The organism is Marinococcus halotolerans DSM 16375, from assembly GCF_000420725.1.
Classification (GTDB): domain Bacteria; phylum Bacillota; class Bacilli; order Bacillales; family Marinococcaceae; genus Marinococcus; species Marinococcus halotolerans.
The window spans coordinates 82,906-104,719 of sequence record NZ_ATVM01000010.1 but is presented as its reverse complement, the minus strand read 5'-3'; the positions used below and the strand labels follow the sequence as shown (position 1 = coordinate 104,719).

Annotated in this window: 26 protein-coding genes; 12 read left to right on the top strand and 14 right to left on the bottom strand. The window is 47.3% G+C overall.

Features of this window, described 5'->3' with window-relative positions; translation table 11 throughout:
• Positions 1-77 precede the first annotated feature (77 nt).
• The 11 genes from G548_RS0109125 to G548_RS0109075 form a co-directional block, all read right to left on the bottom strand.
• Positions 78-1,994 (bottom strand): DNA internalization-related competence protein ComEC/Rec2, encoded by a 1,917-nt coding sequence (locus G548_RS0109125; protein WP_022793846.1) that lies wholly within the window; start codon positions 1,992-1,994, stop codon positions 78-80.
• Positions 1,995-2,111: 117 nt separating this feature from the next.
• The gene (locus G548_RS0109120) at positions 2,112-3,401 is read right to left on the bottom strand and encodes a homocysteine synthase (RefSeq protein WP_022793845.1); all 1,290 of its coding nucleotides are present in this window, start codon (positions 3,399-3,401) and stop codon (positions 2,112-2,114) included.
• A gap of 72 nt (positions 3,402-3,473) precedes the next feature.
• The gene (locus G548_RS0109115; RefSeq protein WP_169435238.1) at positions 3,474-4,097 is read right to left on the bottom strand and encodes a helix-hairpin-helix domain-containing protein; all 624 of its coding nucleotides are present in this window, start codon (positions 4,095-4,097) and stop codon (positions 3,474-3,476) included.
• Between the two features lie 126 nt (positions 4,098-4,223).
• On the bottom strand, positions 4,224-4,973 hold the full coding sequence (locus G548_RS0109110; RefSeq protein ID WP_040880862.1) for a class I SAM-dependent DNA methyltransferase: 750 nt from the start codon (positions 4,971-4,973) through the stop codon (positions 4,224-4,226).
• 57 nt (positions 4,974-5,030) lie between these two features.
• Entirely contained in the window at positions 5,031-5,387 is a 357-nt protein-coding gene (rsfS, locus tag G548_RS0109105) for a ribosome silencing factor (RefSeq protein ID WP_022793842.1), read from the bottom strand.
• 13 nt (positions 5,388-5,400) lie between these two features.
• Positions 5,401-5,964, bottom strand: coding sequence for a bis(5'-nucleosyl)-tetraphosphatase (symmetrical) YqeK (gene yqeK / locus G548_RS0109100; protein ID WP_022793841.1), 564 nt, complete (start codon positions 5,962-5,964; stop codon positions 5,401-5,403).
• Entirely contained in the window at positions 5,951-6,526 is a 576-nt protein-coding gene (locus G548_RS0109095; RefSeq protein WP_027847303.1) for a nicotinate-nucleotide adenylyltransferase, read from the bottom strand. The genes yqeK and G548_RS0109095 overlap by 14 nt, the downstream gene beginning before the upstream one ends.
• Before the next feature lie 16 nt (positions 6,527-6,542).
• The gene (yhbY, locus tag G548_RS0109090; protein ID WP_022793840.1) at positions 6,543-6,836 is read right to left on the bottom strand and encodes a ribosome assembly RNA-binding protein YhbY; all 294 of its coding nucleotides are present in this window, start codon (positions 6,834-6,836) and stop codon (positions 6,543-6,545) included.
• Positions 6,826-7,680 (bottom strand): shikimate dehydrogenase, encoded by an 855-nt coding sequence (aroE, locus tag G548_RS0109085; protein WP_022793839.1) that lies wholly within the window; start codon positions 7,678-7,680, stop codon positions 6,826-6,828. The genes yhbY and aroE overlap by 11 nt, the downstream gene beginning before the upstream one ends.
• Positions 7,681-8,784, bottom strand: coding sequence for a ribosome biogenesis GTPase YqeH (yqeH, locus tag G548_RS0109080; RefSeq protein WP_022793838.1), 1,104 nt, complete (start codon positions 8,782-8,784; stop codon positions 7,681-7,683).
• Positions 8,781-9,299, bottom strand: a complete 519-nt coding sequence (locus G548_RS0109075) for a YqeG family HAD IIIA-type phosphatase (RefSeq protein ID WP_027847302.1) — start codon at positions 9,297-9,299, stop codon at positions 8,781-8,783. Before G548_RS0109075 ends, yqeH begins: the two co-directional genes overlap by 4 nt.
• A 365-nt stretch (positions 9,300-9,664) precedes the next feature.
• Between G548_RS0109075 and G548_RS0109070 the strand changes: the two genes are divergently transcribed.
• From G548_RS0109070 to G548_RS0109025, 10 genes are all read left to right on the top strand, one after another.
• Positions 9,665-12,070: a Na+/H+ antiporter subunit A gene (locus G548_RS0109070; protein WP_022793836.1), complete on the top strand. Its 2,406-nt coding sequence runs from the start codon at positions 9,665-9,667 to the stop codon at positions 12,068-12,070.
• Positions 12,067-12,489 (top strand): Na(+)/H(+) antiporter subunit B, encoded by a 423-nt coding sequence (locus G548_RS0109065; protein ID WP_022793835.1) that lies wholly within the window; start codon positions 12,067-12,069, stop codon positions 12,487-12,489. Before G548_RS0109070 ends, G548_RS0109065 begins: the two co-directional genes overlap by 4 nt.
• Entirely contained in the window at positions 12,489-12,830 is a 342-nt protein-coding gene (locus tag G548_RS0109060) for a Na(+)/H(+) antiporter subunit C (RefSeq protein ID WP_022793834.1), read from the top strand. Before G548_RS0109065 ends, G548_RS0109060 begins: the two co-directional genes overlap by 1 nt.
• Positions 12,823-14,310: a Na+/H+ antiporter subunit D gene (locus G548_RS0109055; RefSeq protein ID WP_022793833.1), complete on the top strand. Its 1,488-nt coding sequence runs from the start codon at positions 12,823-12,825 to the stop codon at positions 14,308-14,310. The genes G548_RS0109060 and G548_RS0109055 overlap by 8 nt, the downstream gene beginning before the upstream one ends.
• Positions 14,310-14,786, top strand: coding sequence for a Na+/H+ antiporter subunit E (locus tag G548_RS0109050; RefSeq protein WP_022793832.1), 477 nt, complete (start codon positions 14,310-14,312; stop codon positions 14,784-14,786). Before G548_RS0109055 ends, G548_RS0109050 begins: the two co-directional genes overlap by 1 nt.
• The gene (locus G548_RS0109045) at positions 14,786-15,073 is read left to right on the top strand and encodes a Na(+)/H(+) antiporter subunit F1 (protein WP_022793831.1); all 288 of its coding nucleotides are present in this window, start codon (positions 14,786-14,788) and stop codon (positions 15,071-15,073) included. The genes G548_RS0109050 and G548_RS0109045 overlap by 1 nt, the downstream gene beginning before the upstream one ends.
• Positions 15,057-15,440 (top strand): monovalent cation/H(+) antiporter subunit G, encoded by a 384-nt coding sequence (mnhG, locus tag G548_RS0109040; RefSeq protein ID WP_040880861.1) that lies wholly within the window; start codon positions 15,057-15,059, stop codon positions 15,438-15,440. The genes G548_RS0109045 and mnhG overlap by 17 nt, the downstream gene beginning before the upstream one ends.
• Positions 15,441-15,707: 267 nt before the next feature.
• The gene (locus G548_RS0109035; RefSeq protein ID WP_022793829.1) at positions 15,708-15,980 is read left to right on the top strand and encodes an HU family DNA-binding protein; all 273 of its coding nucleotides are present in this window, start codon (positions 15,708-15,710) and stop codon (positions 15,978-15,980) included.
• A gap of 122 nt (positions 15,981-16,102) precedes the next feature.
• Positions 16,103-16,408, top strand: a complete 306-nt coding sequence (locus tag G548_RS0109030; RefSeq protein WP_022793828.1) for a HesB/YadR/YfhF family protein — start codon at positions 16,103-16,105, stop codon at positions 16,406-16,408.
• A 446-nt stretch (positions 16,409-16,854) separates the two neighbouring features.
• A complete protein-coding gene (locus tag G548_RS0109025) occupies positions 16,855-18,837 on the top strand; it encodes a S9 family peptidase (RefSeq protein WP_051143854.1) in 1,983 nt (660 codons plus the stop codon).
• Between the two features lie 83 nt (positions 18,838-18,920).
• Here G548_RS0109025 and G548_RS17800 read toward each other — a convergent pair whose 3' ends face one another.
• Positions 18,921-19,118 carry a hypothetical protein gene (locus tag G548_RS17800; protein ID WP_022793826.1) on the bottom strand — a complete coding sequence of 66 codons (198 nt, stop codon included), beginning with the start codon at positions 19,116-19,118 and terminating at the stop codon, positions 18,921-18,923.
• Between the two features lie 64 nt (positions 19,119-19,182).
• Here G548_RS17800 and G548_RS0109015 point away from each other — a divergent pair, with 64 nt between their 5' ends.
• Positions 19,183-19,824, top strand: a complete 642-nt coding sequence (locus G548_RS0109015) for an NUDIX hydrolase (protein ID WP_084687319.1) — start codon at positions 19,183-19,185, stop codon at positions 19,822-19,824.
• A gap of 27 nt (positions 19,825-19,851) precedes the next feature.
• Here the strand turns inward: G548_RS0109015 and mtnN are convergent, their stop codons facing one another.
• Entirely contained in the window at positions 19,852-20,541 is a 690-nt protein-coding gene (gene mtnN, locus G548_RS0109010) for a 5'-methylthioadenosine/S-adenosylhomocysteine nucleosidase (protein ID WP_022793824.1), read from the bottom strand.
• Between the two features lie 80 nt (positions 20,542-20,621).
• On the opposite strand from mtnN, the gene G548_RS0109005 reads away from it, so the two are divergent.
• Positions 20,622-20,837 (top strand): DUF2536 family protein, encoded by a 216-nt coding sequence (locus G548_RS0109005; RefSeq protein ID WP_022793823.1) that lies wholly within the window; start codon positions 20,622-20,624, stop codon positions 20,835-20,837.
• A 56-nt stretch (positions 20,838-20,893) separates the two neighbouring features.
• On the opposite strand, the gene G548_RS0109000 is transcribed toward G548_RS0109005, so the two are convergent.
• Complete coding sequence (locus G548_RS0109000; protein ID WP_022793822.1) at positions 20,894-21,709, bottom strand: YrrS family protein; 816 nt, start codon at positions 21,707-21,709, stop codon at positions 20,894-20,896.
• Positions 21,710-21,814 lie beyond the last annotated feature (105 nt).

Genomic DNA, 21,814 nt, shown 5'->3' with positions numbered 1-21,814 from the left:
CTTCCAGGCGTTACCCCTTCATTTGACTTCTCGAAATAACAGTTCACTGTGTTTTTCACAGTGTCTAAGCTTTTCACTTAGAAACGTGTCGCGCCTCCCCTGGGATGCAGAACATAAAAGGAGACGTCCCCAATGCGGTAGCTTTCCCCGCCTTCCACGAGCCTGATATCTGTGTGCTCGTCAAACGCCGCCAGAAGCTCCTGTTCCCCGGCTTCATACTGGGCACTTCTTCCGTACCACAGTTCATCTGTCGGTACTTGCTCCACAACATACTTCAGACCATTCACATGATCGGCGTCCCCGTGCGTTGCCACTACCGTGTCCAATTTTCGGATTCCCCGGTATTTTAAGTATTCAGCGACGACTGCTTCACCGGGATCAAAGGGCTCCTCCTGCTCCTTCCACTCTTCGTCGTTAAAGCTTACCTGCCCGCCCCCGTCAACAACAACCACCCCCTGCCGGTAAGGCAGTTCGATCACTGTGCTGTCTCCCTGCCCGACGTCAAGGTAGGTTACTCTTCCCCGGCCGTCTGTGTAAGGAGCTGTCCACTGCCAGACTGCTGCTGCAAGCATGACTGCTGCTGACAAATACATGGTTGTTTTTCGCACGTTTTTATTCCACGCTGTAACAAATACCGTGCATCCTGCCGCATATACGGCAGTAAAAATAAGGCCCGGTTTTCCAAGACGTACGGTAGACCAGGACATACCTGCCAGATGAATAAAAAGTTCATGCATCCAGTCGATTCCTGAAAACACCAACGAAAAAATTTCGGGAGGAGAAGCAATAACAAAAGAGAGAAGATAATTCAAAAATAAAAAGGGGAGAACGAGGAATAGAAGAATCGGGGCGAACAGGAAATTAATCAGTACATTCCAAAGAGAAAATTGATAAAAGCTCCAAAGTATTACGGGGAGGGACACAAGCATTGACGACCCGGCAACCCAGACCATATTCCCCCATTTCCCGGCAGCTGCCATCCTTTTTCTGCACAAAAGCAGGTGTGCACTTAGTAAAAAAGAGAGTTGAAAACCGATATGAAAAAGATAGCCCGGATTAAGAATAAGCATCGCCCCCATCACCGTCAAAAGAATAATTACCGGATCCAGGCGCCGTCCGCGAGGCCCCCATTTCTGCCAGCCGATGAAAAATCCCGCAGCAAGGGCCGCACGAAGCACCGAGGGGGCTCCTCCGGTCAGAACAGCATATACTGGGAGAAGGCAGAGGACCACTGTATAGGAGCGTTCTTTCGTCACACCGATTCGTTTCAGCAGAAAAAACACGGCTCCGCTGACAATGGCTACATGCATGCCGGAAACGACGAGCACATGCACAAGACCGAGCGAGCGGTATGCTTCTTCCACCTCCCCGGTCATTGACGCACGGTCCCCAAACAGCAGAGAACCCGCCAGACCCCCTGCCTGTTCCGGAAAGAACCTTTCAATCCGCTGCATCTCCCGGGCCCGGAGCCGCTCCAGGTTGTCTACAGCTCCCGTGGAGCGTGCAAAGCATTCCACGTCCTGGCTGTTTTCCACCGTAAACAGCCAATGCATTTTTTCCCAGTACAGATAAGTCTGATAGCTGAACCCTCCGGGATTGCCAGCAGCCGATGGTTCCTTCATTTCCCCATTCCACCGGCACTGCTCTCCCGGGAGGAGATTTTTGCTCTGCTGCAGCTCTTCTTCAGTGTCAAACCACCACGTAACCGGCACCATCTCTCCTTGATCCGTCCGCAGATCAAAACGGGCCCTGCCGCCGTCATACGTTAAAGGCGAAGCCACGGTACCGGTAATTTCAGTTTCGGTGCCTTCAAAAAAAGAATCGTTGTGTTCCATCCAATACCAGGAGCTGCCGGCAAAAAGGAGCATCAATGCTGCACCGGCAGCAAATATCCCAAAACGCCTCAGCATTATCCATCCAGCGCCGAAGCAAAGCCAAATAATCCCCCACACCCAGAAGTCTCCGCCGAGTAGCATTCCGACCGGGGCTGTCATAGATATAAGTATCCAAAGGACGGGGATCGTTTTCACCCCCTGTTTGTTAAATACTAGAATAGGAAAAAGGAAAAAAGGAAGGGCCTGCCCCGCGAGGCAGGCTTTGTCGTTCGTGGTTTATTTCTGGCTTTCCTGGAGAGCTTCTTCTAAATCCCGGAGAATGTCGTCTATATGTTCAATGCCGACAGAAACCCGGATAAGGTCTGCCGATACCCCTGCTGCACGCTGATCTTCCTCAGAGAGCTGCTGATGCGTGGTGCTTGCCGGATGAATAACTAATGACTTTGCGTCTCCGACATTCGCTACGTGCGAATGCAGGTTGCAGGCTTCGATAAATTTTTTCCCTTCGGCAAGACCGCCTTTGATGCCAAAGGTCAAAATGGCCCCTTTTCCTTTCGGCAGGTATTTTTCCGCTGTAGCATGCGTAGCATGCGAAGAAAGCCCCGGATAGCTCACCCAGTCCACCAGCTCATGCTGCTCTAAAAATGACGCTGTCTTTTCGGCGTTTTCACAGTGGCGCTCCATTCGCAGGTGAAGCGTTTCAAGACCCTGCAGAAGCAAAAACGAATTCATTGGAGAAATTGCCGGCCCTAAATCACGCAGCAGCTGCACACGTGCCTTTAAAATATAGGCCATTTCTCCAACCGCTTCGGTAAATACAACGCCGTGATAGCTTGGATCCGGCTCTGTAAGGCCGGGGAATTTGCCGTTATCCCAATTAAATTTTCCACTGTCCACGATCACCCCGCCGATAGTAGTGCCGTGTCCACCAATAAATTTCGTGGCGGAATGCACGACGATATCCGCTCCGTGGTCAATGGGCCGGCATAAAATAGGCGTTACTGTCGTGGCGTCCACTATTAACGGCAGGCCGTTACCGTGAGCCACCTCTGCAATTTTCTCTATATCGAGCACATTGCCATTGGGATTTCCAATAATTTCGCTGAATATTAATTTGGTATTTTCATTTATCTTTTCCTCATACGCCTGCGGGTCAGTACCGTCCACCAGGTGGACCTGAATTCCCATTTTCGGAAGCGTATGCATAAACATGTTATATGTTCCGCCGTACAAACCGCTCGAAGCAACGATTTCATCTCCGGCGCTGCAAATGTTCATAACGGCAATATGAATGGCAGAGCTGCCGCTTGCAGTAGCGAGCGCACCGATGCCTCCATCCAGAGCAGCCATTCGTTTTTCGAACACATCAGAGGTCGGGTTCATGATTCGGGTGTAAATGTTTCCGAACTCCTGAAGGCCGAATAAATCTGCGGCATGATCGGTATCGTTAAATTCATAGGAGGTGGTCTGGTAGATAGGCACCGCTCTTGCGTTAGTCGCCGGGTCCGGGCTCTGGCCGGCATGTACAGAAAGTGTTTCAAGTTTCCAGTCTTTATGTTCTTCCACGGGAAAGCTCCTTTCTCTTGAAGCAATAGTATTTCTCCCTTAACTTTATCAGACTATTTTGAAAAGTAAATATTAGAGAGAAATGTAATCCCGCAGCTGTTCCACTGTCTTTTCTCCGATCCCGCTTACGTTGGATAAGTCTTCTATCGTTTCAAAGGGACCGTTTTCCTCCCGGTAGCTTAAAATAGCTGCGGCTTTTGCCGGGCCGATCCCCGGTATGGTTTCCAAATCCACCTGCTCCGCCTCATTTACATTGACTACCGCCCCTTCCCCACCGCTTTCTTCAACCGGGGCAGTAATTGCTTCTTCCCCTTCTCCGGGTATGTGAATGACCATCTCATCCTCTATTCTTTCTGCAAGATTCACCTGAAGCATATCCGCCCTGTCAGTAATTCCACCTGCCTTCTGGATCGCTTCTTCAACTCTCTCATCTGCCTGAAGGGTATAAACACCCGGGGCATGCACTTCGCCTTTTACATCGACACGGAGTTCCTCCTCGGGCTCTTCGGTTTCTTTATCAGAATCACTTCCTGATGCCTCGTTTTGCTCGTTTTCGCCCGATTGATTTTCCCATGGAGCAGGTTCCTGCGTTTTTGCCTGGTCCCGGGGCATTCCACTCCAAAATAATAGAAACATAATTCCAAGGCACACGGCTCCGCCGGCGCTGACTGCAATTAATTTCCAACGGATCGTCAAAGAAAGCATCAACTCCATATTCTTTTTATTTGTTTAAATGGTAAAGGAAAATTTAGGAGAGGAGAGGGGGCAGAGCCCCGCATTAAAGAGGAGAGGAGTTACTTCTATATATTACAATATTTTACACTATTTGTCTGTTTTTTTCGCCCAAAAGAATATGCGCTCGCTTCTTTCATCTGGAAAAGCAGCTGTGAAGTCGGCTGTAATACGAACATTCGAAAAGCCCGCTTCCTCGAGCCACTTCTTGTATTCGTTAACAGCAAATGTTCTCTGTACATGATCTTCATCGTACCGGCTGTAGGTGCCGTCTGCATTTTTTGAAAAGATAGTCAGCTCGTGCTCGACTTCCCAGGTTTGTTCAAAGGGATATACATCCCATATAAAAGAAATCTCCTCATCGTTGTCCGCAAAAGAGACCTCAGACAAAATATCCTCTATGTAGTGAACGGAATGAACGTCAAACATAAAAATTCCGCCTGCTTCGAGATGGTTATAAACACCGGCAAAGGTGGATTTAACATCCTCCGGCGCTGTTAAATAATTCAGGGAATCACAAAAACAAAAAATGAACTGATACGTCCTCGGTGCCTCCAAAAACCTCATATCCTGATGGAACAATACAGGTCTTTCCCCCGGAGCACTCCATTTCTGCGCTGCCACTGCAAGCATGTCTGCTGAAAGATCCATGCCGTCGGCACGGAAGCCTTCGCTGTAAAGACGTTTCATGATCTCTCCGGTTCCGCATCCGAGCTCAAGCATCCTTACACTTTTATCCGCAGCTTCTGTTATTACAGCTTCCTTCCAGGCGTCATACGGAGCGTCTGCCATCAGTCGGTCATACACTTCGGCAAAGCCGCTATACATTGAGTGAGCCATCCTGCACTTCCCTTCGTTTAAATTAGAAAAAGGCCTGAATTTTCAGGCCTTTCATTGTTACTGGGAAAGCACCGTTCCGAGTTCCACATAGACAGCGTCGCCCCATAATTTTTCAAGGTTATAATAATTTCTTTCATCTTCATGAAAAATGTGCACGACGACATCCCCAAGATCGATCAGTACCCATTTCGCTTCGTTATAGCCTTCAAGCCTCTGTACGTCGAGGCCCTGCTTATGCGCAGCCTTCTTCAATTCTGTGGCAATCGCCTGTACCTGCTTTTCGGATGTGCCGTGTCCGATAACAAAATAATCTGCGACCGGGGAGACCCCTCTCATATCAAGTGCTACGATATCGTGTGCATTCTTGCTGTCAGCAGTTTGTACCGCTAATTCAAGCAGTTCTTTTTCGTTCATCTACAGACCTCCATTATTTGCGTTCCATCACCAGATCGTTGTAAGCGGCGAGCGTATCTGGGAATACAGGAACATTTTTTGAAATTAAAAATTGAATCGTGTTTCCAAGCGCCATCACGATGGCAGCGTCTATATCTGTTTCTGCCGCCTCCCGGACTTCTTCCACTCCAGGGAATGTCCGGTTTGGTTCTATATAATCCGCTAAAAACAGCACCTTTTCATAAGCTGTCATATTTGCCTTTCCGGTCGTATGCCAGTAAATAGAAGATACAATATCCCCGTCTGCGATCCCGGCTTCTGTTTGAATGAAATAAGCACCGGCCGGGGCGTGAAGCAGTTCGTCCCCGTAGGCGATAAATCTCCCGGCTTCCTCTTTTCCGCGGAGCAGTTCACGCATCTCTTCGACAGGACGGTATTTAGCATAGTCATGCAAAATAGCTGCTATCTCTACTTTATTATAATCGATATCAAACCGTTCTGCCAAATATAAAGCGGTCTCCCGGACCCCGAGCGTATGCTTGTATCTGTTTTCCGTCAATTGTTCTTTAACGATTTGCAGAGCTTCATTTTTGTCCATACAGTTTTTTCCTCTCAATCTCTTTTAATACATTGCCCGGCACAATATAGCGGACAGTTTCGCCGTCCCTGAGCCGGCGGCGTATCATCGAAGAAGAAACGTGCATTGTAGGAGCTTCCACCTGAGTCAGCCACGAAGGCTTATGACCGTTGTAGCCGGGCCGGTTCACAAATACAAATTCGACCAGCCTGCGCAGTTTGTCGATGTCCCTCCATTTATCCATCTGGTCTGCCATATCGCCTCCGATTAAAAAGAAAAACTCCGTTTCCGGGGCCTGCTCTTTAAAGTAACGTACTGTATCAATTGTATACGAAGGTCCGCCGCGTTCAATCTCTACGGAGGACGTGCTAAATCCCGGGTTATCCTCAATCGCTGCTTCTACGAGCATCAGACGTTCTTCCCCGGAAATCATATTCTCCCTTTGCTTATGAGGGGGGGTGTGCACCGGGATAAACCAGACTTCATCCAGATTTAATGCATTTTTTGCCTCTTCCGCCATAATCAGATGAGCTAAATGCGGCGGATCAAAAGTGCCTCCGAACAGGCCAATACGTTCACTCATAGTAGGTTCTCCTTGTTTACTTTGGAAGTTCAATCCCAGGATTGTCTTTCGATCTCCGGTACAGTACGATCGTGTTTCCAATCACCTGCACGATTTCAGAGCCTGTACCTTCGGCAAGCTCAGATGCCACTTCATGCTTATCTTCCATACAGTTCTGCAGAAGATTCACTTTCAGAATTTCTCTTTTTTCAATCGCTTCGTCCACATGGGTAATAATTTGTTCATTCATACCTTCTTTTCCAATTTGAAAAAGCGGCTTTAACGAATGCGCTTCTCTGCGCAACGTACGCTTTTGTTTATTATTCAGCATTATTTTCTCCTTTTAAATGGTCTTCGACAAGCATCTGCATGGCTTTACGGTCCGGTTCTTTTCCCGTCCAGTATTTAAACGCAAGCGCGCCCTGGTTAACAAACATTCCACTTCCATTCAGGGTATCGAGCCCCGCCTTTCGGGCATCCTTTAACCATCTGGTTTCCCACGGGTTGTAGATGAGGTCACTGCATAACGCAGACGCTTTTACATTTTCCAGACTCCAGGGGGAATTATTTATCTCAGGGCTCATCCCAATCGAAGTGGTGTTAATCAGTATATCGTACTCTTCGTTCCTGCTTTCTGCTTCATCCTTCGCCGCTACTTTGATAGCTGCTATATCCTCCAGATGGTTTTTCAGCTGTTCTGCTTTTTCCTGCGTACGGTTCACGACAGTAATGCTCCCGGGGCTTCGGAGACTCAGCGCATAGCATACTGCCCGCGCTGCCCCTCCTGCTCCAATCACCAGGATATTTGCATTTTTTATCTGATCCAGTGAACGTACGGCCAGTAAAGATTCGAGGTAGCCTTCCCCGTCCGTATTATATCCGACAAGCATATTATTTTCTCTTACGACCGTGTTTACCGCGCCTATTCTTTCAGCTGAAGGGTCAAGCTTGTCGATATGGCTCATTGCACTCACTTTGTGGGGAATGGTAATGTTAAAGCCGGCAGCCCCGAGCTGCCGAAGCGCCTGTACGCCCTTTTGCAGATCTTCCTCCGGTATATCAAACAAATGGTAGTATCCGTCGATACCGAGCCTCTCGAACTGCTCATTATGCATTTGCGGAGACAGCGAATGACCGAGCGGATGGCCGATTAAGCCGAGCAGCGTCTTTGGCAATTAAATCACCGCCTCCCGTTTTGATACTCCTGTGCCGACCGGCACGTAAATATCCACGGAAGCACGCGGGCTTGTTACCGTAATCCATCCGAGCCCCTGCACAACAATGTCTGTCTTTTCCTCTTTAATTTCAATTCGGTGCTTCGTTAATTCCGGTGCATCTTCCACGCGGTACGGCGGCTTTAATACGTCCCCTACCCTGTCCGGGTGGAGGCGCTCAGCGTTATCGAGCTTGGTGCGGTGCACCGGAAGCCGGTTGGACATAAATACGACAAATGAATTAGGGTCGCCCTCCACAAAATCCATGCGCACGTAGCCGCCGATAAATATCGTCTGGCCGCTTTCAAGCTGGTATACTTTCGGCTTTAATTCCTTTTCCGGAATGAACTCTTTTCGCTCCTTAAGACTACGTTTGCGCCCGAACTGCTTATCATTAATAAGACCGGGTGTATCATACAGACTTGTCTGCTCATCTAAAGGGACTTCAATCATGTCAAGCGTCGTTCCCGGAAAATGAGAGGTGGTGATGTCCTGTTCTTCATTTTCGCCGAATTCGGCTATCAGTGCGTTAATAAATGTCGATTTACCAACGTTTGTACATCCGGTAACGTACACGTCTCTGCCATTTCTCAGCTCTTCAATGCTTGAAGCAGCTTCCTGGACCCCCTGTTTGTTTTTGGCACTCAGCAAAACGACTTCCTTCGGTTTTAATCCCTGTTGCTTTGCCTGGCGGCGAATCCAGTGGAGAAGCTTGTTTTCATTTACAGAGTGCGGCAGCAGATCCGTTTTGTTCACCATCAGCAGCACCGGGTTATCCCCGACGTATCTTTGAAATCCGGGAATCCAGCTTCCTTCAAAATCGAATACATCAACAATTTTCACAATAAGTGCTTTTTTTCTGCCGAGCTCGTGCAGCTTATCACGGAAATCCTGATCTTCCATATCCACGTCCTGAACTTCATTATAATGCTTCAAACGAAAACAACGCTGGCAGATCACTGTCGCTCTGTCTACTAGCGCTGATGTCGGGACATACCCGGCTTTATTTTTATCCTCATTTTGAATAGGCGCCCCGCATCCGGCGCAGTGCAGCTCTTCGGTCATTGTGGATCCTCCCATTGAATTAATCCTCTGTCTTTTAGTCTCTTCATTACCCGGCGTTCTACCTTCCGGTTAATTTTCGTCAGGAAGCCGTCGTTTTGAGCTACCGGGACGACCAGCACTGTGTAAAACCCGGCCCGGTTCCCGCCGAATACATCCGTGAGGACCTGGTCACCGACTACAACCACCTCACGCTTTTTAAGTCCCATCCGTCTGGTCGCTTTTCGAAACGCCCGTCCCATCGGTTTTTTGGCCGAATGAATGAAATGAATGCCGTTGGGTTCTGAAAATGAGCGGACACGATGCTCGGAATTGTTGGAAACAATAGTTACCTGAAACCCCTGCTCCTGTAGAAAGAAAAACCAATCATCAAGCTCGCTTGTTATATCCGGCCGGTCCCATTCTACCAGAGTATTATCTAAATCAGTGATGATACCTTTAATATTATTTTCACGCAGGTGTTCTAAATCGAGATCTAAAACACTCGGCAGGTATTCATTTGGCATAAATCGCTTAATCAAAACCCTATCCCCCTTCAAGCAGGCTTGTTTTAACTTCAAACCTGCAGTTGCCTGTAATGTAAAACGAACTTATTTCTTTTATTTTAACAAACCCTTATCTAAATATCGCAATAATTTGGCGTCGTTTTTCGTTATAAGCCATACAAACAGCAAGTATAACCGTCAGAAGCTTTTTTTTCAATTTTCTTTAGGCACGTAATGCAATATTGAAAAAAAATTGTGAAAACCGCCCCTATCTCTTCCTATATATGTGTTTGAAATGATTGATGTTTCCGGGATTCGCTTCTAATGCAAGGCGTTTAGATATACGCTATAATGTGAAAAGAATTCAGTGGCGACCGAAACTAACAAGGAGGTTCTTCATGTTTACTATTTTACACCTTGCCATCATTGCGCCATTTCTGGCTGCTGTGCTGGTGCCTCTTCTGTATAAATTTATTCCGCGTATACATACAGGATGGTTCGTACTCATTGTTCCTATTATTCTTTTCAGCTACTTTTTAAGCTACCTTCCAGACGTTTCCGGGACGGGCTCCGTCATGAAAACATTCGAATGGATTCCTTCCCTAGGTGTTAATTACATTGCGTATGTGGACGGGCTCGGTCTTTTATTTGCTCTGCTGATTACAGGGATCGGGGCTCTTGTTGTTTTGTATTCCATCTATTATCTGGATAAGCATAAAGAGCAGTTGAATAACTTTTATACATATCTGCTTCTTTTTATGGGCGCTATGCTTGGCCTTACGTTGTCAGATAATTTAATCGTTTTGTATACGTTCTGGGAAATTACGAGCATATCATCGTTTCTGCTGATTTCTTATTGGTATACGAAAGAAAAATCCCGCTACGGGGCACTGAAATCACTTCTAATCACCGTTATGGGCGGTTTTGCCCTTTTAGTTGGTTTTGTGCTGATCGCTTCTGTAACCGGCACCTACAGCATTCGCGGGATTCTGGACGCTTCGGACCAGCTTGCCGACAGTCCGCTGTTTCTTCCGGCCATGCTTTTGATTCTGCTTGGGGCGTTTACAAAGTCCGCCCAGTTTCCGTTTCACATCTGGCTGCCGGACGCCATGGAAGCCCCGACGCCGGTCAGTGCCTATCTGCACTCTGCGACAATGGTAAAAGCGGGCATTTATTTGGTTGCCCGCATGACGCCCTTGTTTGCGGTCAGTGCCTACTGGTTCTGGCTTGTCACCGGCTTCGGGCTTCTTACTCTCATATGGGGATCGCTTTCTGCCATACGCCAGACCGATTTAAAAGGCATCCTCGCGTACTCCACGGTCAGCCAGCTCGGTATGATTCTGTCGATGCTCGGCGCCGGGGCTGCAGCGCTTCATTATGACAGTGTGGACAACAACGCCTATACGATGGCGGTGGCAGCTGCTATTTTTCACTTAATTAACCACGCCACCTACAAAGGCAGCCTGTTTATGATGGTAGGTGCCATCGACCATGAAACAGGCACGCGGGATATCCGTCGGCTTGGCGGACTCATGACGCTGATGCCGATTTCCTTTACTATCGCCGTTATCGGCAGCTTTTCCATGGCTGGCCTGCCGCCGTTCAACGGATTTTTAAGCAAGGAAATGTTTTTCATGTCGATGGTGGAAATTGCGCACTTCCCGCAGTACAGTGTGGATTCTATCGGCATTCTGCTTCCGATTGTTGCCTGGACAGCCAGTGTTTTCACCTTTGTTTATTGTATGATGCTCGTTTTCCGGACCTTTACCGGAAAAATTCAAAAGGAAAAGCTTCCAACCAAACCACACGAAGCTCCGTTTGGCATGCTTTTGTCTCCCCTCATTCTCGTAGCTCTTGTCGTGTTCATCGGCTTTTTCCCGAATACGCTCGTGCCTACGATTATCGAACCGGCCATGGCTTCTATTATGCCTGAGCTTGCACAGACAGGATCGTTTGGAGTGGATATTTATTTCTGGCACGGCTTTACTCCTGAACTGTTTATGACTGTCGGCGTCGTCCTGCTTGGTACAGCAATATTCCTGGCACTGCAGAAATGGAATAAAATGCACGCTGTCTTTCCAGAAAACCGTCTGTTTAACCAGGCGTACAACCGCTCTCTTGAAGGACTCGACCGTTCTTCTCACGCCTTAATGTCCTGGCATATGACCGGGCTTGTGAGAGATTACTTTATATACATTTTCTCTTTCACTGTGGTACTGCTCCTTTTCTCTCTTTTCGGCACTGGAGCGTTTACCATCGATGTCGAAAATATGGTTCCGGTGAGCCCGTACGAAGCAGTACTCTCTCTTGTGCTGGTGGGTTCTTCCCTCATTCTTATGTTTACGCGCTCCCGGTTGAAGGCGGTCATTGCTCTGGGCGTACTCGGCTATACGGTAGCATTGTTCTTCGTATTGTTCCGTGCTCCGGACCTCGCATTGACGCAATTGACAATTGAGACCGTTTCGGTAACGCTGTTTTTACTTTGTTTTTATCATTTCCCGCAGATTTTCGATGCTTTGAAGGAAACGAAATTCCACGCGGTCAACTTTGTGATCTCCGTTACAGTCGGGCTCACTGTCACTCTCATCGGCCTTTCTGCCAGCGGCACCAGACTGTTCCCGGCTATTTCTGATTACTTTTTGGAAAACAGCTACAAAGAAGCCGGCGGTAATAACGTCGTAAACGTTATCCTGGTAGATTTCCGGGGATTTGATACTCTGCTTGAAATTCTCGTTTTAGGTATCGCCTCCCTCGGGGTGTACTCTTTAATTAAATTACGGCTGGCAGGAGGGGAGAATAAATGAAGTACAACGACATTATCCTGCAGACAGTAACGAAATTCATTTCATTTCTCATCTTTCTGTTTGCAGTCTATATCTTTTTCAACGGCCACCAGGAGCCCGGAGGCGGCTTTATCGGGGGATTGATGACAAGTGCTGCTTTAGTTCTTCTCCTTCTCGCCTTTGATATGGAGACCGTCCGCCGGGCCCTGCCGATTGATTACAAAATCATGACGGCTATCGGGCTGGTGTTTGCTGTTGGTACAGGCGTAGGCTCGTTCTTTTTCTCGGCACCGTTTCTTTCACAGACCTTCGGATATTTTCATTTCCCCGTACTGGGTGAACTGGAGCTGACGACCACCCTTGCCTTCGACTTAGGCGTTTATCTGGTCGTTATCGGAACGGCTATGACTATTATTCAAACGATCGGAGAGGATAACTAGTGGAAATAATTATGTCTATCCTTGCCGGCTTCTTATTTACTGTCGGTTTGTATTTAATACTGACGAAAAATTTAATCCGCATTATTATTGGCAGCTCAGTTTTAAGCCACGGCGCCCATCTGCTGCTTTTGACCATGGCGGGACTGAAAACGGGCGCCCCCCCGCTGCTTGGCCTTGAAGCCGACACTTATGTAGATCCGCTTCCCCAGGCGCTGATACTGACAGCTATCGTTATCAGCTTTGGAGTAACGTCTTTTATTCTTGTTTTAGGGTACCGTACGTACAAAGTGACCGGGGCGGCTGAGACTGACCAACTGAGAGGAACTGATACTGATGAGTAATTGGCTGATCCTTCCGGTCCTTATCCCTCTCATCGCAGGGATCGTAGCATTGTTTTTTCCAAAGCATGTCACCGCCCAGCGCGTCTGGGCATTTATTACGAGCATGATTTTGATTGGCGTCAATATCTTTTTACTTACGTACATATTGTCCAATGGAATCATGACTCTTGAGCTCGGAGGCTGGGAAGCACCGTTTGGGATTGTATTTGTAGGGGATTCACTGGCTACACTTTTGACGACGACTACGGCGCTTGTAGCGCTGCCTATAATCTATTTCTCCTTTAGCACCATCGGAGTCGAGCGGGAAAAATATTATTACTACTCCTTTTTCCAGTTCTTAATCGCCGGGGTGTCCGGGGCTTTTCTGACTGGTGATATTTTCAACCTGTTTGTCTGTTTCGAGGTTCTTCTTTTAGCCTCCTACGCTCTGATCGGCCACGGAGGCACGAAAACACAGCTGAAGGAGTCGTTTAACTACGTTATTGTAAACGTTGTTTCTTCTGCTTTCTTCGTTATCGGTGTTGCCTATCTGTACGCCGTGACCGGCACGCTGAACATGGCCCAGCTTAGTGAACGGGTCAGTGAAGCAGGCTCTGAACCGATCATTACGGTTATTGCCATTTTATTTTTAATCGTGTTTGGGCTGAAAGGGGCTTTATTCCCTCTTTATTTCTGGCTGCCGGGATCATACTCGGTCCCTCCGACAGCCATCGGGGCGATATTTGCTGCTCTTTTAACCAAGGTCGGCATCTACAGCATTTTCAGAACCTACTCTGTTATTTTTAACGAGGAAACGGCCGTGACACACACCATTCTTCTCGTCCTTTCAGCAGTAACAATGATTATTGGTGTTATCGGCGCAATTGCTTACCGGGATGTTAAATTAATTTTAGTATACAATGTTATTGTAGCTGTTGGCTTTATCCTATTCGGTGTCGCTTCGTTAAACAGCGATGCGTTTGTGGGAGCCATATACTACCTGCTGCATGATATTGTCATTAAAGCAGCCCTGTTTCTGATTATTGGGGCACTGATTACTGCAGCCGGTACCAGTAAGCTCTCAGGTATGGGCGGAATGATTAAGCACCACCCGCTTCTCACCTGGATGTTTTTCATTTCTGCCCTCGCTCTTGCCGGTATCCCACCCCTCGGCGGCTTTCCCGGCAAGCTGATGCTTGTGGTCGGCGGTGCTGAAGCTGGTCATTATATTGTCGTCGCCGTCATGATGGTTGCAAGTCTGCTTGTGCTGTATTCCGTAATACGTATTTTCCTGCAGGGTTTTTTGGGAGAACCGATGCTTACCCATGCAGAACAGCACGGCAGTATTAAAGCACAGATGCCTCCCATCGTATTTCTCGTAGCGCTGTCTGCATTCATGGGCTTTGGTGCCGAAATCATGTATCCTTTTGTGGAAAGCGCAGCAGAAACGCTGATCAATCCCCGTGCCTATGTTGAAGCTGTGTTAGGGGGGAATTCATAATGTCGTTTCAGATTATGATCAATCTTGCCATGGCCCTGCTTTGGATGATCATTAATGATGCCTGGTCGTTTGCATCCTTTATCAGCGGGTTTTTCCTTGGCCTACTCGTCCTGTATTTCATGAGGGGCTTTTTCCGGGAGAGACTTTATTTTCACCGGGTCTATGCGGCCCTTGTGCTGGTGCTTATCTTTTTTAAAGAATTGATTCTGTCCAGCTTCTCTGTCGCTAAGCAGATCCTGAGTCCTAAATTAAACATCAGGCCAGGTATCTTTGAAATGGAAACTACTCTTGAAAAAGAATGGGAAGTCACGCTGCTTTCGCTTTTAATCACTCTTACACCGGGGACCCTGGTAGTAGAAGTTGCTCCGGACAACCGCTCGCTGTTTATCCATGCGATGGACCTGCAGAGTGTGGAAGCGGCTGAAAAGGAAATCCGCAATACGTTCGAAAAAGCGATTAGGGAGGTCAGCAGATAATGGTATTAAATGCAATTTACATCACAGCCGCAACGCTTGTTTCGATATCCATCCTGCTCACGCTGTACCGGGTATTTAAAGGCCCGTCGATGCCGGACCGTGTCATTGCTCTCGACGTTATTGGCATCCAGTTGATTAGTGTAACGGCTCTATTCTGCATTATTTTGAATACGAGCGCGTTCATTGAAGTTATGCTGCTGCTTGCAATCCTGGCCTTCATCGGCACCGTAGCCTTCGCTAAATATATCGAAAAGGGTGTTGTCATTGAGCATGACCGAGATCGTTGACTGGATTGTAGCACTGCTTGCCCTGGTTGGAGCAGCCTTCAGCATCATAAGCGCTGTCGGTCTCCTCCGTCTTCCGGATATTTTCACACGGTCACACGCTGCTACGAAGGCGGCTACTTTAGGAGTACTGTGCGTGGTGCTCGGCGCCTTTTTGTTTTTCATGGTCCACACCCAGACCTTCAGCCTCCGCTTCGTGCTGACCCTTGTGTTTGTATTTGTGACGGCACCTGTCGGGGGCCACTTGATCGCAAGGGCAGCTTATAATGCCGGCGTTCCGCTCGCTGAAAGAAGCTCGCAGGACGCTCTCAGCCGGTCAAGAGAAGAAAACCGGGCCTCCAACGAAGAAAAAACCGATAACAATTATTAAGAAAAAGCTGGACCGTCTATCTGGTCCAGCTTTTTGATATTCAATCTTTTTCTCATAAATACTGGAATTCTTATCAAACCCTTGTTATGATAGGGTTTAAGAAAAAAACCAGAATAATGTAAGTATTTTTAAAATATATTTGCTTTATTCCTGGCTTTTCTTCTTAGAAACCTACAAAAATAAATGGAAGGGTTGACATACCGGGCTTTTCATGAGTTAATTTGGTATGAAAGACTCTAAATTTATGGAATGAAAGGGAGTATTTTCATGAACAAGACGGATTTAATCAACGCAGTTTCAGACCAGGCTGAGCTTTCGAAAAAAGACGCTTCCAAAGCTGTAGACGCTGTATTTGACAGCATTACAGAAACTTTGAAAAAAGGCGACAAAATCCAGTTAGTTGGATTTGGAAGCTTTGAAGTACGCGAGCGTGCTGCACGCAAAGGGCGTAACCCACAAACAGGCGCGGAAATTAAGATTCCTTCCACGAAAAACCCTGCGTTTCGCCCAGGCAAGCAGCTAAAAGACGCTGTAAACTAACATAAATATTTTAAAAACAGCCTTTCTGAAGCAGAAGGGCTGTTTTTTCTTGAGGTTCTTTGGTGTTTCTTCCAGTGCGAATAAGGGAACAATTCTATATCATTCTTTGAAGGAGCTTGCTTATGGATATAACAATCACCCGTCCCGCGGTTAAATGGATGAAAGAAGAACTAAATGTTGAAAGTGGCGATTCTGTAAGATTCTATGTCCGGTACGGCGGCTCTCCGCAGCTCTATCCCGGATTTTCTATGGGTATTGCTCTCGATAGACCGGAGAAACCGGCAGTAACGACAGAGGAAGAAGGCCTTACCTTTTTTGTGGAAGACGCAGACAGCTGGTATTTGCGCGCGCACAATCTGCACGTCAGCTTCAGCCGGAAACACAACACGATTATATTTGAATACAATGAAAGCAGTGACGCAGAGTAGGAATTACTCTGCGTTTTTTCATCTGTATTCTCCTGCACCCCCCTGGACAAAAAAAGGCTGCAGGCGCCTATGCCTGCAGCTTCAAAGGGAGAGAGAGTGATGCCTAAAGGAGAGCCTGTTATTCACGGCTTACAGGAAATGACTTGCTCCAAAATGAAAAGCCATGCCGGCTGATCCATTTCGATTGTTCCTGCGAAAGGCAACAATGTAAATGTTGGAACGAAGCATCTGCCTCCTGTTATTTATTAGTGTACATAGTTACTGCCGGGGTTTCATTATGTATGTCAGATGTTCTTCCACTCTTTTTTTCCTGAAGCTTTCATTCCTGCAGTTTGATTGTTTTTTACGAAACGTTTTACTATACTAAAAAAGCACCCCACATACGTGAAACCTTTCCATAATGAATGGACTCACAGGTATACTACGAGGAGGATATTACCTTGTCTATGAAAAGACCTTTAACCGCAGAAGATTTAGAACGTATTCACGTCGTGGATGATGCCCGCCTCTCTTCAGATGGCGAGCGGTACGCGTTTGTACAAAAATCTATTCAGAGTGATACAAACAGCTACTATTCAAATATATACACACAATACTTAACAGACGATGTTCCTGTTCAGTGGACGTTTGGGTCTTATACAAATGTTTCGCCGCGGTGGTCCCCGGACGGATCCAGCCTTGCTTTTGTGTCTGACCGCTCGGGCCTTAACCAAATTTGGGTAATGAGCACTTCAGGAGGAGAACCAAAGCAGATTACTTTTGTTAAACACGGCGCCTCCAATCCAGTATGGTCGCCGGACAGCCAGAAACTGCTTTTTGAAACAGAAAAGGCTCCTGAAGAAGACATATTTACCACGGAGGAGGGCTCTTCGAACAATTCTCCTTCTGCTGTGAAAATTGACCGCCTTCGTTATAAATCAGACAGCCGGGGCTTTCATCATGGCAGACGCGCACACATTGGTTTGTTTCGATTTGACCGGGAGGATACTTCCGTGCTCACTAACGGCAGCTATGATCACCACTCTCCTGACTGGTCCCCTGATAGCCAGTTTATTGTATTTACAGCAAACAGAAACAGCGATGAAGACATTTCTCCGGTGCAGGATTTGTATACGCTTAACATTGAAACAAAAGAAATTTCCAAACTAACGGACTCAGCCGGGACGTTTGCTAATGCCAGCTGGTCGCCCGACGGCTCCTGGATAGCATGCACTGGTCACGAATTGGAATATAAAAGCGCCACGATTAATCAAATCTGGCTGATCAACCCATTAACAAAAGAACGAAAAGGAATGACATTAAAGTGGGACGTCCAAATAGGTGACTACATGATCGGTGATATCAGAACCGGTCATACCTCTGATAAACCAGTATGGTCGAGCGATCAGGAGCATATTTACTTTTTGGCGAGCGAAAACGGAAAAGTCGGCTTGTACCAGATGGATATGCATAATGAAATTACCGCGGTTCATGATGAAGACAATCACGTCTTTTCGTTCTCTTTTCATCCGAAAAATGAGCAGTTTGTTCTTGGCATCAGTGACCCTTCCAACCCGGGTGATTTCTACAGCCGGCGACTTGAGGATAAACGCCGTGTCCGGCTCACAGACGTAAACGCCAGCTTTTTGAAAGAGGTTGATCTTTCCCTGCCCGAAACCCTTTCCGTCCGTACGGGCGACCACTGGGACGTTCACGGATGGATTATGTATCCTGTTAATTACGAAGAAGGACAGACCTTCCCGCTGATTCTGGAAATCCACGGAGGCCCTCACGCTATGTACGGCCACACGTTCTTTCACGAGTTTCAGCTGCTCGCTGCGGAGGGCTACGGTGTCCTGTTCAGCAATCCACGGGGAAGCCATGGCTACGGCCAGGCTTTCGCCGACGCCTGCCGAAGGGATTATGGCGGCAAGGATTTCGAAGATCTGCTCGCGATTCTGGACTATGCAGTGGACAGCTATGAGTTTATCGACCGCAATCGGCTCGGAGTAACCGGGGGAAGCTATGGCGGTTTCATGACAAACTGGATGATCAGTCACACCGGCCGCTTTAAAGCAGCCGTTACCCAGCGCTCCATTTCAAACTGGCTCAGCTTTTACGGGGTGAGTGATATCGGCTTTTTCTTTACAGACTGGGAAATCGGTGTACCGCTCCATCAGGATCCGGAAAAGCTGTGGCACCATTCTCCTCTCCGCTACGTTAAAGATATTCATACGCCGTTACTGATTATGCACAGCGAAAACGATTACCGCTGTCCGATTGAACAGGCGGAACAGCTGTTTATTAACATGAAATACCTGAACAAAACGGTCTCCTTTCTCCGTTTCCCGGGAGCCAATCACGAACTAAGCCGCTCCGGCCCTCCCGCTCTGCGGATCGAACGGCTGGGTCATATGATCGACTGGTTTCACCATTATATTGAAAAATAATATTTTAAGCTTTCAGTGCCGCCCAGCATAAAATGATCCCGCTTCAGTAGAGAAGCGGGATTTCATTTACACACCGGCCAGCGTCAGTCGTCTTTGTCTTCACTGCCAGAGCGTTTCTTCGTATGATATTTTTTCCTGTTTTCTTCTTCTTCGTATTTCATATCTGCCAATGGAATTGGATCTTCCTTACTCGCAGGTGGCTCTTCATTTCCAGGCTTTTTATCCGGTTCCTGTTTTTTTTCTTTTTTTACTTTATTTTTAAGACGTTCTGATTCTGACATCTTTATCCCTCCTGTAATATAGTGCCTGTAAATATATATACCACATTAGGGGGAAGGAAAAACAATGATACCCCAGAAGGAGGATACTATGGACAATGCCCGCTATTGGAAAAATAGAATTCGCACCCGTTCTGCCGCTATAATGGGCGAAGAGCATATGCGAAAAGCAGCGGTAGTAGTACCCCTGCTTCAACTGCACGATGAATATCATATAATGTTTGAGCGCAGAGCATGGTCGCTGCAGTCCCAGCCGGGGGAAATATGTTTTCCGGGCGGGAAAATCGATGCCTCCGACCCTACTCCTCTTGCCGCCGGCCTCCGCGAATTCGAAGAAGAAACCGGTATCCCCTCTCATGCGATCGATGTATGGGGAGCGTTGGACGTGGTCGTTCAGCCATTTCAACGAATAGTTTACCCCTACATTGGAGAAGTTGATTACGCGGGTGACTTTTCCCCTAATACCTCGGAGGTGGATGAACTGTTCACCGTGCCGCTTGATTTCTTTTTAAAGCACGAACCCGAAAAGCATAATGTTTACATGGGTATGCGTTTTTCGGACACTTTTCCTACTTCCTTAATACCAAATGAAGAAACGTACCGCACAAACACTACCACGCTGCCGCAGTTTGTTTATCACTACCAGGATGTTGTTATTTGGGGGCTGACGGCACAAATTATCCGCCATACCGTCTCTCTTCTTCGTTAACGGACGCCTCCTCGATCAAAGACAGACTTATGCCTGTGCTAAAAGAGCAATCACCATATCAGCCGATTGTTTCGAAGCATGCTTTAAAAACTCATCGTAGGACTGCTTTGCTTCTTTGCCTGCAATATCACTGAGTGAACGGATAACTACAAAGGGGCAGGAAAACCGGTAGCATACCTGGGCAATGGCTCCTGCTTCCATTTCCGCACACTGAGGCTCATCAAAATGAGCTTTTAAGCTGTCCACCTGCTCAGTCTTACTCATAAATGAATCCCCGGACAAAATCAGGCCTGTCCGCGTATTCAAGTCCACCTGCAAAGCGGCGGCTTCTGCTTTTTTTATCCATTCACGGCTTGCAGGGTAAGCTGCCGGCATGTTTGGCACCTGCCCGAATTCATAGCCGAATACTGTCGCGTCCACATCATTGTAGCGCACCTCTGTGGATATCACCACATCGCCCACAGAGAGGTCCGGGTTAAAGCCTCCGGCTGATCCTGTATTAATTACAGCTTCGGGCTTATACAGCCCGATTAAAAGCGAGGTGGCGATAGCTGCATTTACTTTTCCAATACCCGACTGTAAAAGAATTACTTCATGGCCGTTTAAGTGCCCGAAAGAAAAAAAGCAGCCCCCGGTTTCTTTTTCTTCGACGTTTTTCATTAAGCTTTTTAGATATTCCACTTCTTCTTCCATTGCTCCAATAATGCCTAAACGCATTGGCGGACCCACCTTTATCATTTACAATTATAATTACTGGCAAAACTGCCCTGTATATTATAACGCAAAGGAGAATACATATGTCCTTAAACCTGCAAACAATCCGGGACAAGGTCGAATTTTTTGAATCGTTGTCCCTCGAGCAGCTGGAGGCAGATATTCAAAAAAAGATCGAACAAAATGAAGCCCTGATGCTCGGGGTTCACAATGTTCAGCACCACGTTCATACCCGTTCAGAAAACGGCCGTTCAATTTACACCGCTGTCGTGCATTTCCGCGCTGTCCCCACCCCTTAATTTCATCAGGACAATATAAAGAAAAACCGGCTCCCTCCAGGAAAGCCGGTTTTTCTCTAGTTGTACTGGTTACTGCTGAGACGTTCAACGCTTGTTGGCTTCCAGCCTTCGCCGTCCACCCACTCCATGCGTACTTCGTATGGATTTTCGCTGCTGGCGTCTTCACTGATAACTGCTCTTGCAGTATCTTGCGAGCCTCCATTTTCGAGTCTCCACAGCACCGTGCTGTTGCCTTCTGTCGATCTCAGCCCGGTGGCAGCCTCTACAGCGTCCTCCATTTCTTCCCAGTTCTGTCCGCCTTCAGTAAAATCCGCTGAGAAGTTTTCCTGTTCAGTGCCCACAGGTTCATATTCTCCGTCCTCCTGAGTCGTTTCCGTATCAGCGCCATCACTGCCCTCTGATTCGGAAGAGCTGCTGTTCTCTTCTTCTGATGAATCTTCGCTGGTAGTGCTTTCCTCAGAGGAGTCACTTTCGGCTTCATCATTTGAAGAATCCGCCGGCTGTTCTTCTGTGGAGGAATCGGACTCAGAGGAAGAATCAGATTCAGAGCTCTCCTCTGCTTCTTCTGAGGTATCTTCTGTTACTTCTTCATCTGCATTATTTTCCGGGGTTTCTTCTGTAGATGAAGTGTCCGGGTTATCCTCCGGTCCGCTTTCGTTCTGCTCTTCTTCGGTATTGGTTGAGTCTGCCATCTCTTCTCCGTTATCTTCAGCCTGGTCGTTACTATTGTTAAAAAACAATAGCAGAATGCCAAAGAACAGAATAAGCACTGCTACAATACCAATAGCAGCATTTAAAACATTATTCATCCGCTTTTTTCTTTTCTTTTGAAAGCGCGAGCCGGAGTCATCGTTATAGTTGTTGTTCGACATTTCATGATTCACCTGCCCCTATTGTATGTATTGCTTTTGTAGTACAAAAACACGCCCTGCAGAGAGAACGTAACATGTTTTATCATAAAGGAAATATTTCCGGAA

Bases quoted from the DNA above. Each gene is read 5' to 3' on its own strand.
- G548_RS0109125 (WP_022793846.1), bottom strand. From the start codon at position 1,994: ATGACAGCCCCGGTCGGAATGCTACTCGGCGGAGACTTCTGGGTGTGG.
- G548_RS0109110 (WP_040880862.1), bottom strand. From the start codon at position 4,973: ATGGCTCACTCAATGTATAGCGGCTTTGCCGAAGTGTATGACCGACTG.
- rsfS (WP_022793842.1), bottom strand. From the start codon at position 5,387: ATGAACGAAAAAGAACTGCTTGAATTAGCGGTACAAACTGCTGACAGC.
- yqeK (WP_022793841.1), bottom strand. From the start codon at position 5,964: ATGGACAAAAATGAAGCTCTGCAAATCGTTAAAGAACAATTGACGGAA.
- G548_RS0109095 (WP_027847303.1), bottom strand. From the start codon at position 6,526: ATGAGTGAACGTATTGGCCTGTTCGGAGGCACTTTTGATCCGCCGCAT.
- yhbY (WP_022793840.1), bottom strand. From the start codon at position 6,836: ATGCTGAATAATAAACAAAAGCGTACGTTGCGCAGAGAAGCGCATTCG.
- yqeH (WP_022793838.1), bottom strand. From the start codon at position 8,784: ATGACCGAAGAGCTGCACTGCGCCGGATGCGGGGCGCCTATTCAAAAT.
- G548_RS0109070 (WP_022793836.1), top strand. From the start codon at position 9,665: ATGTTTACTATTTTACACCTTGCCATCATTGCGCCATTTCTGGCTGCT.
- G548_RS0109065 (WP_022793835.1), top strand. From the start codon at position 12,067: ATGAAGTACAACGACATTATCCTGCAGACAGTAACGAAATTCATTTCA.
- G548_RS0109055 (WP_022793833.1), top strand. From the start codon at position 12,823: ATGAGTAATTGGCTGATCCTTCCGGTCCTTATCCCTCTCATCGCAGGG.
- G548_RS0109050 (WP_022793832.1), top strand. From the start codon at position 14,310: ATGTCGTTTCAGATTATGATCAATCTTGCCATGGCCCTGCTTTGGATG.
- G548_RS0109045 (WP_022793831.1), top strand. From the start codon at position 14,786: ATGGTATTAAATGCAATTTACATCACAGCCGCAACGCTTGTTTCGATA.
- mnhG (WP_040880861.1), top strand. From the start codon at position 15,057: ATGACCGAGATCGTTGACTGGATTGTAGCACTGCTTGCCCTGGTTGGA.
- G548_RS0109035 (WP_022793829.1), top strand. From the start codon at position 15,708: ATGAACAAGACGGATTTAATCAACGCAGTTTCAGACCAGGCTGAGCTT.
- G548_RS0109030 (WP_022793828.1), top strand. From the start codon at position 16,103: ATGGATATAACAATCACCCGTCCCGCGGTTAAATGGATGAAAGAAGAA.
- G548_RS0109025 (WP_051143854.1), top strand. From the start codon at position 16,855: ATGAAAAGACCTTTAACCGCAGAAGATTTAGAACGTATTCACGTCGTG.
- G548_RS17800 (WP_022793826.1), bottom strand. From the start codon at position 19,118: ATGTCAGAATCAGAACGTCTTAAAAATAAAGTAAAAAAAGAAAAAAAA.
- G548_RS0109015 (WP_084687319.1), top strand. From the start codon at position 19,183: ATGATACCCCAGAAGGAGGATACTATGGACAATGCCCGCTATTGGAAA.
- mtnN (WP_022793824.1), bottom strand. From the start codon at position 20,541: ATGCGTTTAGGCATTATTGGAGCAATGGAAGAAGAAGTGGAATATCTA.
- G548_RS0109005 (WP_022793823.1), top strand. From the start codon at position 20,622: ATGTCCTTAAACCTGCAAACAATCCGGGACAAGGTCGAATTTTTTGAA.
- G548_RS0109000 (WP_022793822.1), bottom strand. From the start codon at position 21,709: ATGTCGAACAACAACTATAACGATGACTCCGGCTCGCGCTTTCAAAAG.